We start from the raw sequence: 15,317 nt of genomic DNA, 5'->3' as shown, positions 1-15,317 counted from the left end.
TTACATGGCGTTTAAAGCCCGCGACACCTTATATAGATAGCGCGGCGCCTGAGGTGCCGGGTGGTTCTTGGCAATGTAATCGTAAAACTCGTCAGGGCTCAGATCATTAATCTCGTTAATGGCTTTTTTGCGATCCGATGAGAAGGTTCGGAGCAGAGCCCCTGCACCGTTAGCATAAGAGGCCAGCAACGCATATTGCATAGTTTGCGGATCTTCAATACCAGCCAGAATGCCATGTTCCAGGATACTTAAATAAGCCGTGCCAATCGAAATATTACGGGCCGGGTCTTTGAGCTCGCTGGTTGACGGCTCGCCGCCCCATCCCAGGTGGCGATACACATCGCGGCCAGCGGTTGAGGCTTTAATCTGCATCAGACCAACCGCGTTGGACTTGCTGACAAGCGTGGGATTACCGCCTGATTCCACAGCAATAATCGCCGTAACCACCCGTGGACTTACTCCCCACTCTTTTGCGGCCTGATCGGTTATTGGCATCCAGGTTAATGCACGTTGTACCGGTTTTGTAGGGTCCCACTCGGGCTGTTTGGTGGTATGGCTTGAACAGCCTGCTAAAAACAAAACCAATACAATGAGCCATCTGATATTCACGCATCTATCCTTATAAAGTTACCCGGAATATTGAAATCTGTGGGGTAAACAACATTGATTCATCGCCGCCTGGCGGATGACAACCACCTTTGATAACGGCATGATAACCAATTCACTTTCAGCAAGGAAATGCCATGTCCACGATTCGTTTGATTGCTCCTTCAGGTTTCTGTGTTAATCAGGCTGCTGCTGCGCGCGGTATCGAACGCCTGAAAGCCGCGGGACACCGAGTGGAAAACCAATCCGTCGTTACCCGGCGCTTTCAGCGTTTCGCCGGAACTGACGACCAACGACTTGCTGATATTCAGGATTTATCCGCACTCCCGAATGAATGCGATATCGTTCTGGCGGTGCGCGGTGGTTATGGTGCATCCCGTTTGCTTGAAAATATTGACTATTCGAGCCTTGGGCACGCGTTCCGCGAACGTACACCGATTATTTGCGGGCATAGCGATTTTACCGCAATCCAGTTAGCCCTCTTATCCCAGACAGGTGCTATTACCTTTAGCGGGCCGATGCTTGCAGGTAATTTTGGTGCCGATGAGTTAAACAGCTTTACCTGGCAGCATTTCTGGCAGGCGATTACTGAGCCGCAATTTACCCTCACCTGGCAAAGCCCAACGCCTGCATGTTCGGCGAGTGGGACGCTGTGGGGCGGCAATCTCGCGATGCTGGTATCAATGATTGGCTCGCCGTGGCTCAACGTGATTGATGGTGGCATTTTAGTGGTCGAAGATATTAACGAGCACCCTTTCCGCGTGGAGCGACTGCTATTGCAACTCCACCACGCCGGAATTTTAGCTCGCCAGAAAGCCCTGATTCTCGGAAGTTTCAACGGAGCAACGTTAAGTGACTACGACGGCGGTTACGATTTCGATGAAATGTGTCGCATGTTAGAGCAGCGGTTATCCATTCCCGTGCTGCGCGGTTTACCGTTTGGTCATGAACCAGAAACTGTCACTCTGCCATTGGGTGCTTTTGGCGAACTACAGCATGACGGGCAAACCGCCAGTCTCACCGTCAGCGGTCATCCGGTAATGAGACAAAATAAGTAGAATATGCCCCTCAGAAAGCACAATGAATCAATGCTTTCCGTGTTAAAATTTGCTTCACGAATAGATACACACGCAAAGGAGAAAGATAATTTTGGACGCAGGGGCGATAGTCAGTCTGTTTATTTTAGGTTCCGTATTGGTAACTTGTAGCATCTTATTGAGTTCTTTTTCCTCGCGTCTTGGTATCCCCATCCTGGTTATATTCCTCGCTATTGGTATGTTGGCGGGGATCGATGGCATTGGCGGCATTCCGTTTGATAATTATCCTTTCGCTTATTTAATCAGTAACCTGGCACTGGCGGTGATTCTGCTTGATGGCGGCATGCGCACCCAGGCAAGCTCCTTTCGCGTAGCGCTTGGCCCGGCACTTTCGCTTGCTACAGTTGGTGTACTTATCACCTCAGGCTTGACTGGCATGGCTGCAGCCTGGCTGTTTAATCTCAATGTCATCGAAGGCTTGCTGATTGGCGCGATAGTCGGCTCAACGGATGCGGCAGCCGTGTTCTCGTTGCTCGGCGGCAAAGGGCTGAACGAACGTGTTGGTTCAACGCTTGAGATTGAATCAGGTAGTAACGACCCGATGGCGGTGTTTCTGACCATCACGCTGATTGAGATGATTCAGCATGGGCAAACCGGCCTGAGCTGGATGTTCCTGGTGGATATTATCCAACAGTTTGGTTTGGGCATTTTGCTTGGCCTCGGCGGCGGTTATCTGCTGCTGCAAATGATTAACCGCATTACGCTGCCACAAGGTTTGTATCCGCTGCTGGCATTAAGCGGCGGGATTATGGTGTTTGGCATCACCACCGCATTAAACGGCAGCGGTATTCTGGCGGTCTATTTGTGTGGCTTTTTACTCGGAAACCGCCCTATTCGCAGCCGCTTTGGTATTCTACAAAACTTTGATGGTCTGGCGTGGTTTGCACAAATCGGCATGTTCCTGGTGCTGGGCTTACTGGTCAATCCAACCGATCTGTTGCCGATTGCTATTCCGGCGCTGTTGCTGTCTATCTGGATGATATTCTTTGCTCGTCCATTGTCTGTTTTCCTCGGCTTGCTGCCGTTCCGTGGTTTTAACCTGCGCGAACGTGTGTTTATCAGTTGGGTTGGCCTGCGTGGCGCGGTGCCAATCATCCTTGCCGTATTCCCGATGATGGCGGGCCTTGAAAATGCGCGCCTGTTCTTTAATGTCGCCTTCTTCGTGGTCCTGGTGTCGTTGTTATTACAAGGCACGTCGCTCGGTTGGGCGGCGAAAAAAGCCAAAGTTGTGGTTCCGCCTGTCGGCTGGCCGGTATCCCGCGTTGGCCTGGATATTCATCCGGAAAACCCTTGGGAGCAGTTCGTTTATCAGCTTAGCGAAGACAAATGGTGCATCGGTGCCTCTTTGCGGGATCTGAAAATGCCGAAAGACACACGAATTGCCGCCCTGTTCCGTGACAATGTTCTGATGCAACCAGGTGACCGTACACGTTTGCAAGTGGGTGATGTGCTCTGTGTTATTGGACGTGAGCGCGACTTACCGGCTCTGGGTAAGATGTTTAGCCAGTCGCCACCAGTGGCACTCGACCAACGCTTCTTCGGTGATTTTATTCTCGAAGCCAGCGCCCAGTTTGGCGATGTCGCGACCATTTACGGCCTTGAACTTGATGACAACGTCAATACTCAACAAACATTGGGTGAGTTTGTGGTGGGCATGTTAGGCGGTGCGCCGGTGGTTGGTGACCAGGTAGAGTTCGCGGGCATGATTTGGACTGTCGCCGAGAAAGAAGATAACCAGGTGCGTAAGATTGGTGTGCGCGTCGAGAGTGAAGAGACTGAGTAATAAAACGATATGGCGGGTAAGGTAACTTACCCGCATATCAATACCGATGTGCAAAAGAGCGTTAATGCAACAATAGTCAGGATGTTGTAACTACAGGGACGCGTGGTGCCAGAGCGCACATTAATTCGTACCCCACCGTGCCGGCTGCATGGGCCACATCATCAATTTTCACTTCATTGCCCCATAACTCGACCGGGCTACCAATACCGGTGTGCGGACATGGGGTGAGATCTACCGCCAACATATCCATGGAAATAGCCCCGACGGTATGCGTTAGCACACTATCAACACGCACTGGCGTACCATCTGGCGCATGGCGTGGGTAACCATCGGCATAACCACAGGCAACAATACCAATACGCTGCTCGGTATTTGTCCGGTAACGACTGCCATAACCCACCGCATCGCCCGGTTTAAGGTTCTGCACGCCAATAATCTCACTTTGCAGGCTCATCACTGGCTGCAGGCCGCTGGTGGCAACGTCGCACCATTGCCCGCTCGGTGATGCGCCGTACAACACAATCCCTGGACGTACCCAATCGAAATGCGCTTCCGGGTGCCAGAGTGTTGCCGCCGAATTGGAGAGCGAGCGCGGGCAATCTAAACCTTCAGCCGCCTGCTCTACCCGCTTCATTGGTTCAACAATGCCATCAGGTTGTTCTGCATCAGCAAAGTGTGCCATCAACGTAAGTTGGCCGACATTCGGGATAACACGCAGTTGCTGCCAGATAGAATGCACGCGGTCCGGGCTGAACCCGAGTCGGTTCATTCCACTATTCATCTTCAGGTAAACATCGAGCGGCGCATTGAGTTTGGCATTAGCTAAAGCTTTTACCTGCCAGTTGCTGTGCAGGCTGGTGGTCAAACGATACTGGTCAAATAGCGGCAACTCATCGGCGTGGAAGAAGCCCTCCAGCATTAAAATCGGCCCTTTCCAGCCTTGCTCACGCAGCAGGATCGCCTCTTCAATATTAAGCATCGCGAAACCATCGGTTTGCCTTAACGACGACCAGATACGTTCAATTCCATGACCATAAGCATTCGCTTTAACCACCGACCAGACACGCGAATGAGGAGCGGCCTGGCGAACAACATTTAAATTGTTACGTAGCGCGCTGAGATTCAGCGTCGCAACAACAGGACGGGACATTGTCCTCTCCTTGTTAGAATTTAATTATGAGCGTTATGCAGACGCGGTGATCCTGTCGGCCTGAACCCCGGGGAATAACGTGCAACCGAGAGGTCATCAAATGGAATCGCAGGTGTTCTCCCGGAAATTAAATCACTTAACATCTGGCCGGAACCGCAGGCCATCGTCCAGCCTAATGTCCCGTGCCCGGTGTTAAGCCATAGATTTTTGAACGGTGTACGCCCAACAATTGGCGTACCGTCTGGCGTCATTGGGCGCAGACCCGTCCAGAATGTGGCTTGCTCAACATGCCCTCCGCGCGGGTACAAATCACGAACAACCATTTCCAGGGTTTCACGACGTGGTTGCAGCAATTCCGTATTGAAGCCGACAATTTCTGCCATTCCGCCAACGCGAATACGTTGATCAAAACGCGTGATAGCAATTTTGTATGTCTCATCGAGAATAGTCGAAACCGGTGCGCCTTGCTCATCCGCAATGGGGATTGTCAGCGAATAACCTTTGAGTGGATAAACAGGAATATCAACGATATTTTTCAATAGGCCAGTGGAATATGAGCCGAAAGCAACGACGTAAGCATCGGCCTTCACGACCTCTTTGCCGCACTGCACGCCGTAAATACTTTGGCCTTCGTACAACAGACGATCAACCGAAGTATTAAAGCGGAACTCAACACCGGCTTCTGCCGCCATCTGAGCCAGGTTTTGCGTAAACAGCTGGCAGTCGCCAGTTTCATCATTCGGTAAGCGCAAGCCGCCCGTGAGCTTATGAGCTACATCAGCCAACGCGGGTTCAACTTCGGCTAAATGGCTTGCCTCCAGCAATTGATATGGCACACCCGCATCTTCGAGTACTGCTATATCTTTGGCGGCATTTTCATACTGCTGGGCGGTGCGGAAAAGTTGTAGCGTGCCACCCTGGCGGCCTTCGTACTGGATATTGGTGGTGTGGCGCAATTCCTTCAGGCAATCACGGCTGTATTCCGCAAGGCGCACCATACGACCTTTGTTTTCCATATAGTGGCGCATATCGCAATTGCGCAGCATTTGCAGCATCCACTTAAGCTGAAATTGCGTGCCATCAAGGCTAATAGCGAGCGGTGCATGGCGCTGGAACATCCATTTAATCGCTTTAAGCGGCACACCAGGAGCCGCCCATGGGGCAGCGTAGCCCGGTGAAATTTGCCCGGCATTCGCCGCGCTGGTTTCCTGAGCAGGACCCGGCTCCCTGTCGATAACAGTGACATCATGCCCTGCCTGGCGTAAATACCAGGCGCTGCTGACACCCACTACACCACTACCCAGCACCACAACTCGCATATCCATTCCACCATTTAGCTAAAAGAATAATCTTCTGATTACAAATTGATAACTCAGATGAAAATGTTATTCAACATATGGCTTTGTTATAGTGACTTTCCTCACATCCTGGCCTGTTATAGCAGGATAGTGATAATTAGAATCTCCTGCGCATGAAAATATTCTCAACAAAATATTATGCTGACTATCAGAGAATTAACGGGGCATTGGAATATGTAAATCGCGTGGAAAAAATTTTGCTTGCGGCAGCTAAGTTTCAGGAGTTGTCTATTCTTGAAAGTGAGGCTTTCCATCCAGAGAGAGCCGCCAACAATGAGGGCGCGCTGATGGCTATTGTTACCGATTCCGCCACAAAGGATTCTAAACGTCTAAGTGATGGACCTGACTGGACGTTCGAACTACTTGATGTCTACCTCGCAGAGATAGACCGTGTTGCCAAACTCTATCGGCTGGACACCTATCCTCATCAAATTGAAGTGATTACCTCCGAACAAATGATGGATGCCTATTCGAGCGTTGGGATGCCGATTAACTATCCACATTGGTCGTTTGGTAAGAAATTCATTGAAACGGAGCGGCTGTACAAACATGGACAACAGGGGTTGGCCTACGAGATAGTGATCAACTCCAACCCGTGCATCGCCTATCTGATGGAAGAAAACACTATTACGATGCAGGCTCTGGTGATCGCCCATGCCTGCTATGGTCATAACTCATTCTTCAAAAACAATTATCTGTTCCGCAGTTGGACCGATGCCAGCTCGATTATCGATTACCTGATATTCGCCCGTAAATACATTACCGAATGTGAAGAGCGTTATGGTGTGGACGAAGTGGAGCGCCTGCTCGACTCCTGCCATGCGCTGATGAACTATGGCGTTGACCGTTATAAACGCCCACAAAAAATTTCGTTGCAGGAAGAGACGGCGCGGCAGAAAAGCCGTGAGGAGTATCTGCAAAGCCAGGTAAACACGTTGTGGCGTACCCTACCACGTCGTGAAGAAGAAAAAACGGTTGCCGAAGCGCGTCGTTACCCTTCTGAGCCACAAGAAAACCTGCTCTATTTTATGGAGAAGAATGCGCCGTTGTTGGAATCCTGGCAGCGCGAGATTTTGCGCATTGTGCGTAAGGTCAGCCAGTATTTCTATCCACAAAAACAGACCCAGGTTATGAATGAAGGCTGGGCGACGTTCTGGCACTACACCATCCTTAACCATCTGTACGATGAAGGAAAAGTGACTGACCGCTTTATGCTGGAGTTCCTGCATAGCCATACCAATGTGGTATTCCAGCCTCCGTACAATAGCCCTTGGTACAGCGGCATCAACCCGTATGCACTCGGTTTTGCCATGTTCCAGGACATCAAGCGAATTTGCCAGTCGCCAACGGAAGAAGACCGCTATTGGTTCCCGGATATTGCGGGTAAAGATTGGTTAGAGACATTGCATTTTGCGATGCGCGATTTCAAAGACGAGAGCTTTATTAGCCAGTTCCTGTCGCCAAAACTGATGCGTGATTTCCGCCTGTTTACCGTGCTGGATGACGACCGCAATAACTATCTGGAAATTGCGGCGATTCACAATGAAGAGGGTTATCGCAAGATTCGTGCTGAGCTTTCTGCACAGTACAATCTCAGTAACCTTGAACCTAATATTCAGGTCTGGAACGTTGATTTACGCGGCGACCGCTCGCTGACGTTGCGCTATATCCCGCATAACCGTGCTCCGCTAGATAAAGGTCGTCGTGAAGTTCTCAAACATGTACATCGTTTATGGGGCTTTGACGTAACGCTTGAACAGCAAAACGAAGATGGCAGCGTTGAGTTACTAGAGCGTTGCCCGCCACGACTCAATAGCTTGTAAGCATAAAAAAACGCTTCCCAAAGGAAGCGTTTTTCATTTTACAGATGGTGATGACATGGCCAGATTAACGGGTGTGCATTGCCAAATCACCCGGTAGGTTTTTCTGCATCCGATGCCAGATTTCACCACTTTCACGCCCGTAGGTACGAACAGTATCAAATACCTGATCGTGCAAACCTTGTTGGCAAATTTCCGCCAGACGATGGTAGAAACCTAACGCCAGACTGCGCGCTTCCGGACTTGAGAAGTAGTGACGCCCGATGCGGGTATACAACCCTTTCATTCCATTGAGGATCAGCCCGTAAATCGGGTTACCGGAAGCAAAAGCCAGACCACGGAAAATGTTGTAATCAAGCTTAGCGAACGCATCAGCGTGATCTTCAACGCTGTTTGCGGTAGCCAACACTTCTTGCGCTTTATCCGGATGCTGGCGAACAGCAGTACGAATAAAGATAGTGGAAATGTTAGTTCGCACTGACAGCAGGTTATCAATTAACTGCGGCACGCTGTCATGATCGAGACGCGCCAAAGTTTCCAGAATGTTTAAACCGGAGGTTTCCCAGAAGTTATTCACTTTGGTCGGCTTGCCATGCTGAATCGTTAACCAGCCATCACGCGCCAGGCGCTGAAGCACCTCGCGCAATGTGGTACGGGTCACACCGATTAGCTCGGATAACTCACGCTCAGCAGGAAGAATTGTTCCCGGGGCAAAGCGGTTATTCCAGATACTTTCGATGATGTATTCTTCCGCGAAACCCGCCGGGCTCTGCGCCTTAATGACCATAGTATGCTTTCCATTACACAGGTTTTGCTAAAGAGACTCATCATACCAGATGCCATGCGGCGCAGGTAGCAGCGAGGTGCGCCAAATTTGGAATCATGGTTTAATTTTGCAGACCATCGCACAACCAAAGTATATTCCTATACCTTGATTGATATCTTATGCGCGGGTAACCTGAAACAACTCAATTGACGCAACTTTATCTTTATCCGAAATATTTCTGTTTTAAGTTTTGGGGAGAAAAGCTCAAATCTCCGGCACTTTGACATATTACGGATAAGTGGAGCATGAAAATTCTACGATGGAAATGTCTACCGGGCGTGCGCTTTTTCGCAACTTTTTAGGTCAGTCACCTAATTGGTACAAGCTGACTTTACTGACTTTTTTAGTCATAAATCCTTTAATATTCTGGTTTGTTAGTCCATTCGTTGCAGGCTGGATGTTGGTTGCCGAGTTTATATTCACTCTGGCAATGGCTCTGAAATGTTATCCGCTGCTTCCAGGCGGGCTACTGGCTATTGAAGCCGTGTTCATTGGAATGACAACGCCAGACCATGTGCGCGCAGAAATTGCATCAAATCTTGAAGTTTTGCTGCTACTGATATTTATGGTTGCGGGCATCTATTTCATGAAACAGCTTCTGCTGCTGCTATTTACCAAGCTCCTGCTAGGCATCCGCTCAAAGATATTGCTTTCCCTCGCTTTTTGTATCGCAGCCGCATTTTTATCGGCCTTCCTCGATGCTCTTACCGTGGTCGCTGTCGTTATCAGCGTGGCGGTTGGCTTCTATGACATCTACCACCGCGTTGCGTCGACTGGCGATCTTGAAGATGGTATTCAGGATGACACCCAACTTGATTCCGACACTCGCAGCACACTCGAGCAATTCCGCGCTTTTCTGCGCAGCCTGATGATGCATGCCGGTGTGGGCACCGCGTTGGGTGGTGTGATGACAATGGTCGGCGAGCCGCAAAACCTGATTATTGCGAAAAATGCTGGCTGGCACTTTGGCGATTTCTTCTTACGTATGGCTCCGGTGACCATTCCGGTTCTAATCTGCGGCTTACTCACTTGCGTGTTGCTCGAGTCCACCAAAATGCTCGGTTACGGTGAGAAACTGCCAGAAAAGGTGCGTGGAATTTTGCAGGACTATGACACTAAAAGTGCGCAAAAACGTACCCGTCAGGATAGTGTAAAACTGATCGTTCAGGCACTGATTGGTATCTGGCTGGTGATTGCTCTGGCACTCCATTTAGCCGAGGTAGGGTTAATTGGCCTTTCAGTGATTATTTTTGCCACCTCATTGTGTGGTGTGACTGATGAGCACCAGATAGGTAAAGCTTTTACCGAAGCGCTGCCGTTTACCGCCCTGCTTACCGTGTTCTTTGCGGTCGTCGCCGTGATAATTGACCAGCATCTGTTTACGCCTGTTATTCAGTTTGTTTTGCAGGCCGAACCACATTCGCAACTGGCGCTGTTCTACTTGTTTAACGGCATCCTTTCATCGATTTCCGATAACGTGTTTGTCGGCACCGTTTATATCAACGAAGCGAAAACTGCGCTCACCAACGGCATTATTGACCTCAAGCAGTTTGAGTTCCTGGCAGTGGCGATTAACACCGGCACTAACTTGCCGTCAGTTGCTACACCAAATGGCCAGGCAGCCTTCTTATTCCTGCTCACTTCCGCACTGGCTCCGCTGATTCGTCTTTCTTATGGCCGTATGGTGCTGATGGCTCTACCGTATACGCTGGTATTGACCATCGTTGGATTATTAGGTGTTGAATTTACGCTGGTGCCAGCAACCGAATGGATGCTGCATGCCGGCTGGATTTCCTCACCGGTGATGAACGCCATACCGCATTAAGTTATTCTAACGGGCGGTATAGCGCCCGTTTACCTTATTTGTCTGAATAACATTCAATTAGCGTGTTATTTTGATGTGCGTACTGGCGCAGAAATCGAATTCGTTTACACTGCCGACTCAACGCATGTTGCAGGGATACTGATTATGTTGCGATATTTAAACCAATGCTCCCGTGGGCGTGGTGCCTGGCTTCTTCTGGCATTAACAGCCTTTGCCCTGGAAATGGTGGCATTGTGGTTTCAGCACGTCATGATGCTGAAACCTTGTGTTATGTGCATTTACGAGCGCTGCGCACTGTTTGGCATTATGGGTGCAGGGATTGTCGGTGCCATTGCGCCAAAAACTCCGTTGCGTTACGCCGGAATTGCGCTTTGGATCTACAGTGCAGGGAAAGGTCTGCAATTAGCGTGGGAACACACCATGCTTCAGCTTCACCCTTCCCCGTTTGTGACTTGTGACTTTGCCGCACGTTTCCCAAGCTGGCTGCCGCTAGATAAGTGGATGCCGTCAGTATTTGTGGCAACAGGTGACTGTTCTGTACGTCAGTGGGAATTTTTGTCGCTGGATATGGTGCAATGGTTAGTGGGGATTTTTGCTGTCTTCCTACTGATTGCCGTCCTGGTGTTAGTTGCTCAACCTTTCAAACCAAAACGTCGCGATCTGTTCGGCCGCTAAGTTCGAAATTCAGATACACAAAAACCCGCCTTGGCGGGTTTTTTATTATTAGTGGTCGCGACGATAAAGCGTCCACTGATCTATTCGCTCGCCACTTGGCAATATGCAATCGCCACCTTCACCCAGATCGGTTTTCACCGTTCTCAACTCACCGCCTTTGTCTTTGCAGTAAACTGACGCCGGGTTCGGCATGCCGATAACCTGCGGCGGTTTAGGTGCCACGGGTTCAGGCGATGAACAGCCGCTGAGGATGAGTGCCCCAATTAGTAATGTTATTTTTTTCATTATTCCTCCGTTATGGAGGCTGAATGTTAACAGTGCAGAAGTGGGGAAAGCAAAAGCAGCGCAATTCGCTCTTAGCGAGCAGCTACACTATATTGATGAATCGCACTCATCGGACGATGAAGAAGATGCATCCCTGATTTACAGAAGATACAAACAGCGCCATGGGGATTTGTTTCTCGGACATCGTAAGGGGAGGTGCGATACTGTGAACCGCCACATGACGGACACTTAAATGTTAAGTACTGGATAAAAACCTACTTTTATTTGTTATTGAAAGAACACCGTATCATAAAGATTTCGTTTTGTACGATTTATTTTTGTGTTCTTTCTCGAAGCTGGTGGTTTAGTCTGCCCACTCAGGTTTGTTTAAAATATGATCTTGCCAGTCAGTCACTTCAGACTCTTTCACTGCAATATGGCGCACAGAAATGCGTTCACCATGCATTGCAGCTTTTGAACCTGTCAACAAGGGATGCCATACCGGCAAGTCCTTGCCTTCAGCTAAGAGACGGTACGCGCACGAATGCGGTAACCACTCAAAGGTTGGCAAGTTATCACGAGTCAATTTGATACAGTCCGGCTCATACTCAAATCGGCGTTCGTAATTTTTACACTGACAAGTTTTGATGTTTAATTGCTTACAGGCGACATTGGTGAAGTAAATTTCATCCGAGTCTTCATCCATCAATTTATGCAGACAACACTGGCCGCAGCCGTCACAAAGTGATTCCCACTCAGTGTCACTCATTTCGTCAAGAGTTTTGCGCTGCCAGAACGGTGCTGTAGTCATGATGTTTGTCCGGTAATAAAAAACAAGCGCACCTTATAAACAGTCTGAGCCGCAGATGCAAGTTTTGCCGCCCTCAGGCGGCAAATTGATTATAGAACGCGGGTGGTCAAGTTGCGGTCTGCGAAGCTGACTTCGAGTTCGTCGCCACTCACAAGCGGCCCCACACCTTCCGGTGTTCCGGTCAGGATCACATCACCGGCTCGTAAGGTGAAAAAGCGGCTCATATAAGCAATCAAAGGCACGATTTTATGGATCATGTCTGAAGTACTGCCCTGCTGGCGAACTTCGCCATTGATCTTTAATGCAATAGGCGTATTTTGCGCATCGCAGTTAAACTCGCTGGCTGGAATAAACCCAGAAATCGGGCAGGAATTGTCAAACCCCTTCGCTTTTTCCCAGGGTTGGCCCGCTTTTTTTAATTTCCCCTGCAAGTCACGAAGCGTCAGATCAAGTGCTATACCATATCCTGCAATGGCCTTAGTAACATGCTCATCTGTTGCCTGTCTCAGCGTAGATCCAATCAGAATCGCAAGCTCAACTTCATGATGCACCGAACCCAAACCATGTGGTAGAACCAGTGGCTGGCGAATATCACACAATGCACTTTCAGGCTTAATAAACAACACCGGCTCTTCCGGCGTTGCACTGCCCATCTCTTTGATATGTTTTGCGTAGTTACTGCCTACACACACTACTTTGCTGACCGGAAAATCCAGCAGCGCACCCTGCCAGTTATGATGCTGATACATGCCTTTCCTCTGCGTCGTTGTGTTAATTACCTTTGATACTAGTGAAAAAAATCGCGGCTGAATACTGATGAGTATCAGTTATCGTACGATAGCGTCAGCCATAGTCGCGATGCTTATCGCAAAGTAGTAAGAACGATTCCAGTGCATGATGGTGCGAAAGTTATTGTAGACAAGGAACGAGCGCCCCAAGTTGTCATCGGGTGTGATAATCCAGGCTTTTTGCGAAGGTGGAGGTGGTGTGGTTGCGTCTTTTAACGTGATTCCTAATTTTTGCCATTGGCTAACTGTTTTACCCTGATCTGTTTTGGTTCCGGCAAGCGTGCCATCGAAACCTTCGGGAAGCGTGACTTCTCTGCCCCATTCTCCGCCCGCCTTCCAGCCTTCAGTCTCAAGATAATTAGCGGTTGAAGCAAAAACGTCACTGGTGTTAGTCCAGATATCGACTTTCCCATCACCATCACCATCCGCGCCATAGCGCAAATAGGAACTTGGCATAAATTGGCTTTGCCCCATTGCCCCCGCCCATGAACCTTTCAGCTCTTGCACGGTGATATGGCCCTGATCGAGAATTTTTAATGCAGCCATCAACTCTTTGGTAAAGAATGCTTCACGCCGCCCTTCAAATGCCAGCGTTGCCAGCGCAGAAACAATGTCCTCTTTACCCTGGATTTCGCCAAAATGGCTTTCCATCGCCCACAGAGCAACAATGTACTGACTTTGAACGCCAGTACGGGTGCTGATAGCTTCTAATTCATTTCGGTGCTGCTGATACTGCGCGCGCGCTTGTTCAATCTTTTGTGGCGTAATCACCCGAGACAGGTATTCATCCAACATAATTTTCTTTTCGAGCTGACTCTGGTCGGATTTGATGACCCGATCAACAAAATGAATGCTAGCGAATGCGTTGCTGATAGTACTGTTGCCAATTCCCTGAAGGCGGGCTTGCTCTTTTAGTATCTCAACAAAAGCTGGAAATTCGGCGGGGTTTCGCCCTTGCTGCGCAAGCGTTGTAGGTGCAGGCGTACTCTCAGGTTGCGTCGCAACTGAGGGATTAACAATGGATTGCGCCTGTTCGTCAGAAGATAAAGCGCTAAAACTGGTCAACATAAAGGTGATGACGGTTAAACAAATTGCTGGAGTGTTCATCTTTTTCCCCGCGGTTATTTGTTCTAAATATCATCTACCTTTATGTTCAGGAAAGATTTGGCAGTAGTCTGAAACTTATTTTTTCGGACTGTTTTCGAGATGCATTTTTAACAAACTTTCAGGTGGTGGTGGCAATTGTAAATAATAGCCAACATCTTTGAGAGCTTGTTTTACTTTATCAAAATCAGCATTAGCCAGTTTTTTACTCCCATCAAGCGGTAATACCATTGCCAATTGTGGGGTACCAAAACCTTTCATCAATTCTTCAGGTACGCGTGAGAAATCGTCTTTTTTTTCGACATAAAGATAAGTTTGGTCACGTTTACTACTTCTGTAGATCACACAAAACATTTTTTTTACTCTATTTTAGCCAGATGGTGGCTTGCCTGAATATATCTGTGACTATAACATGCCAGATGTACTTCGGAATATCGTCCCACACAGGTGGGGATTAAAACTGAATTGAGTAAGGCCAGGATGTCAAACACGCCAATCGAGTTAAAAGGCAGCAGTTTTACCTTATCAGTGCTTCATATACATGATGCACAACCCGAAGTCATTCTCCAGGCCCTTCAGGACAAAGTATCCCAGGCTCCGGCCTTTCTGAAAAATGCACCAGTGGTGGTGAATGTTGCCAGCCTCGATGGTTCAGTTAACTGGAAGAAAGTCCAGCAAGCGGTTGTTTCTTCCGGTTTGCGAGTAGTCGGTATAAGTGGTTGTAAAGACGAAGCTTTGAAGAGGGAAATCGAACTCGCTGGCTTGCCACTGCTGACTGAAGGGAAAGAAAAGAATTCGCGTTCCAGGGCCACTCCCGCTGAGGTTGCGGCACCAGTAGAACCAATTGTTAGCCCGATCACAAAAACGCGTTTGATTGATGCCCCGGTTCGTTCCGGTCAGCGCATTTATGCGCCAAACTGTGATTTGATTATCACCAATCACGTCAGTGCCGGTGCAGAACTTATAGCAGATGGTAATATTCATGTTTACGGCATGATGCGTGGCCGTGCTCTGGCGGGCGCCAGTGGCGATCGTGATGCACAAATATTCTGTACTAATCTTGCTGCTGAGCTGGTCTCAATAGCGGGAGAATACTGGCTAAGTGAACAAATACCAGCCAATTATTATGGGAAAGCGGCGCGCCTGAGTTTGGCGAGTGGTGCTCTCTCCGTTCAATCTTTGAATTAAGCCCTTTTAACAAGGAATTCCT

Annotated in this window: 15 protein-coding genes and 1 pseudogene; 6 read left to right on the top strand and 10 right to left on the bottom strand. The window is 49.0% G+C overall.

Annotated features, from left to right (window positions below):
• Positions 1-609 (bottom strand): membrane-bound lytic murein transglycosylase EmtA, encoded by a 609-nt coding sequence (emtA, locus tag EDF88_RS00350; protein WP_034455250.1) that lies wholly within the window; start codon positions 607-609, stop codon positions 1-3.
• 134 nt (positions 610-743) lie between these two features.
• Between emtA and ldcA the strand changes: the two genes are divergently transcribed.
• Together ldcA and EDF88_RS00340 are read left to right on the top strand one after the other, a co-directional pair.
• A complete protein-coding gene (gene ldcA / locus EDF88_RS00345; RefSeq protein WP_134182121.1) occupies positions 744-1,664 on the top strand; it encodes a muramoyltetrapeptide carboxypeptidase in 921 nt (306 codons plus the stop codon).
• A 91-nt stretch (positions 1,665-1,755) separates the two neighbouring features.
• The gene (locus EDF88_RS00340; protein ID WP_064511833.1) at positions 1,756-3,486 is read left to right on the top strand and encodes a potassium/proton antiporter; all 1,731 of its coding nucleotides are present in this window, start codon (positions 1,756-1,758) and stop codon (positions 3,484-3,486) included.
• Positions 3,487-3,562: 76 nt separating this feature from the next.
• Here the strand turns inward: EDF88_RS00340 and dadX are convergent, their stop codons facing one another.
• Both dadX and EDF88_RS00330 read right to left on the bottom strand, forming a co-directional pair.
• Positions 3,563-4,636: a catabolic alanine racemase DadX gene (dadX, locus tag EDF88_RS00335; protein WP_134182119.1), complete on the bottom strand. Its 1,074-nt coding sequence runs from the start codon at positions 4,634-4,636 to the stop codon at positions 3,563-3,565.
• Positions 4,637-4,656: 20 nt separating this feature from the next.
• The gene (locus EDF88_RS00330) at positions 4,657-5,955 is read right to left on the bottom strand and encodes a D-amino acid dehydrogenase (protein WP_134183201.1); all 1,299 of its coding nucleotides are present in this window, start codon (positions 5,953-5,955) and stop codon (positions 4,657-4,659) included.
• A 326-nt stretch (positions 5,956-6,281) separates the two neighbouring features.
• Between EDF88_RS00330 and EDF88_RS00325 the strand changes: the two genes are divergently transcribed.
• Complete coding sequence (locus EDF88_RS00325; protein ID WP_064511891.1) at positions 6,282-7,817, top strand: SpoVR family protein; 1,536 nt, start codon at positions 6,282-6,284, stop codon at positions 7,815-7,817.
• 64 nt (positions 7,818-7,881) lie between these two features.
• On the opposite strand, the gene fadR is transcribed toward EDF88_RS00325, so the two are convergent.
• Positions 7,882-8,601 carry a fatty acid metabolism transcriptional regulator FadR gene (gene fadR, locus EDF88_RS00320; protein WP_064511836.1) on the bottom strand — a complete coding sequence of 240 codons (720 nt, stop codon included), beginning with the start codon at positions 8,599-8,601 and terminating at the stop codon, positions 7,882-7,884.
• 298 nt (positions 8,602-8,899) lie between these two features.
• On the opposite strand from fadR, the gene nhaB reads away from it, so the two are divergent.
• Positions 8,900-10,465: a Na(+)/H(+) antiporter NhaB gene (nhaB, locus tag EDF88_RS00315; RefSeq protein ID WP_134182117.1), complete on the top strand. Its 1,566-nt coding sequence runs from the start codon at positions 8,900-8,902 to the stop codon at positions 10,463-10,465.
• Between the two features lie 144 nt (positions 10,466-10,609).
• Positions 10,610-11,140 (top strand): disulfide bond formation protein DsbB, encoded by a 531-nt coding sequence (gene dsbB / locus EDF88_RS00310; RefSeq protein ID WP_134182115.1) that lies wholly within the window; start codon positions 10,610-10,612, stop codon positions 11,138-11,140.
• Between the two features lie 48 nt (positions 11,141-11,188).
• Here dsbB and EDF88_RS00305 read toward each other — a convergent pair whose 3' ends face one another.
• The 6 genes and pseudogenes from EDF88_RS00305 to EDF88_RS00280 form a co-directional block, all read right to left on the bottom strand.
• Entirely contained in the window at positions 11,189-11,425 is a 237-nt protein-coding gene (locus tag EDF88_RS00305; protein WP_064511839.1) for a DUF333 domain-containing protein, read from the bottom strand.
• A gap of 128 nt (positions 11,426-11,553) precedes the next feature.
• Positions 11,554-11,673, bottom strand: a pseudogene (locus EDF88_RS24835) (cold-shock protein); the annotation flags it as partial.
• Between the two features lie 95 nt (positions 11,674-11,768).
• Positions 11,769-12,215, bottom strand: coding sequence for a YcgN family cysteine cluster protein (locus EDF88_RS00295; RefSeq protein WP_064511840.1), 447 nt, complete (start codon positions 12,213-12,215; stop codon positions 11,769-11,771).
• A gap of 89 nt (positions 12,216-12,304) precedes the next feature.
• Positions 12,305-12,964 (bottom strand): fumarylacetoacetate hydrolase family protein, encoded by a 660-nt coding sequence (locus tag EDF88_RS00290; protein ID WP_134182113.1) that lies wholly within the window; start codon positions 12,962-12,964, stop codon positions 12,305-12,307.
• A gap of 78 nt (positions 12,965-13,042) precedes the next feature.
• Entirely contained in the window at positions 13,043-14,110 is a 1,068-nt protein-coding gene (locus EDF88_RS00285) for a lytic murein transglycosylase (RefSeq protein WP_134182111.1), read from the bottom strand.
• A gap of 75 nt (positions 14,111-14,185) precedes the next feature.
• A complete protein-coding gene (locus EDF88_RS00280; protein ID WP_034455230.1) occupies positions 14,186-14,461 on the bottom strand; it encodes a YcgL domain-containing protein in 276 nt (91 codons plus the stop codon).
• 126 nt (positions 14,462-14,587) lie between these two features.
• On the opposite strand from EDF88_RS00280, the gene minC reads away from it, so the two are divergent.
• Positions 14,588-15,295, top strand: a complete 708-nt coding sequence (gene minC / locus EDF88_RS00275; RefSeq protein WP_064511843.1) for a septum site-determining protein MinC — start codon at positions 14,588-14,590, stop codon at positions 15,293-15,295.
• The last annotated feature ends 22 nt before the right edge of the window (positions 15,296-15,317 follow it).

The sequence above is a fragment of the Buttiauxella sp. BIGb0552 genome (assembly GCF_004366275.1).
Taxonomy (GTDB): Bacteria; Pseudomonadota; Gammaproteobacteria; order Enterobacterales; family Enterobacteriaceae; genus Buttiauxella; species Buttiauxella gaviniae.
The sequence above is the reverse complement of the archived record's forward strand: the minus strand, read 5'-3'. Positions and strand labels throughout refer to the sequence as shown.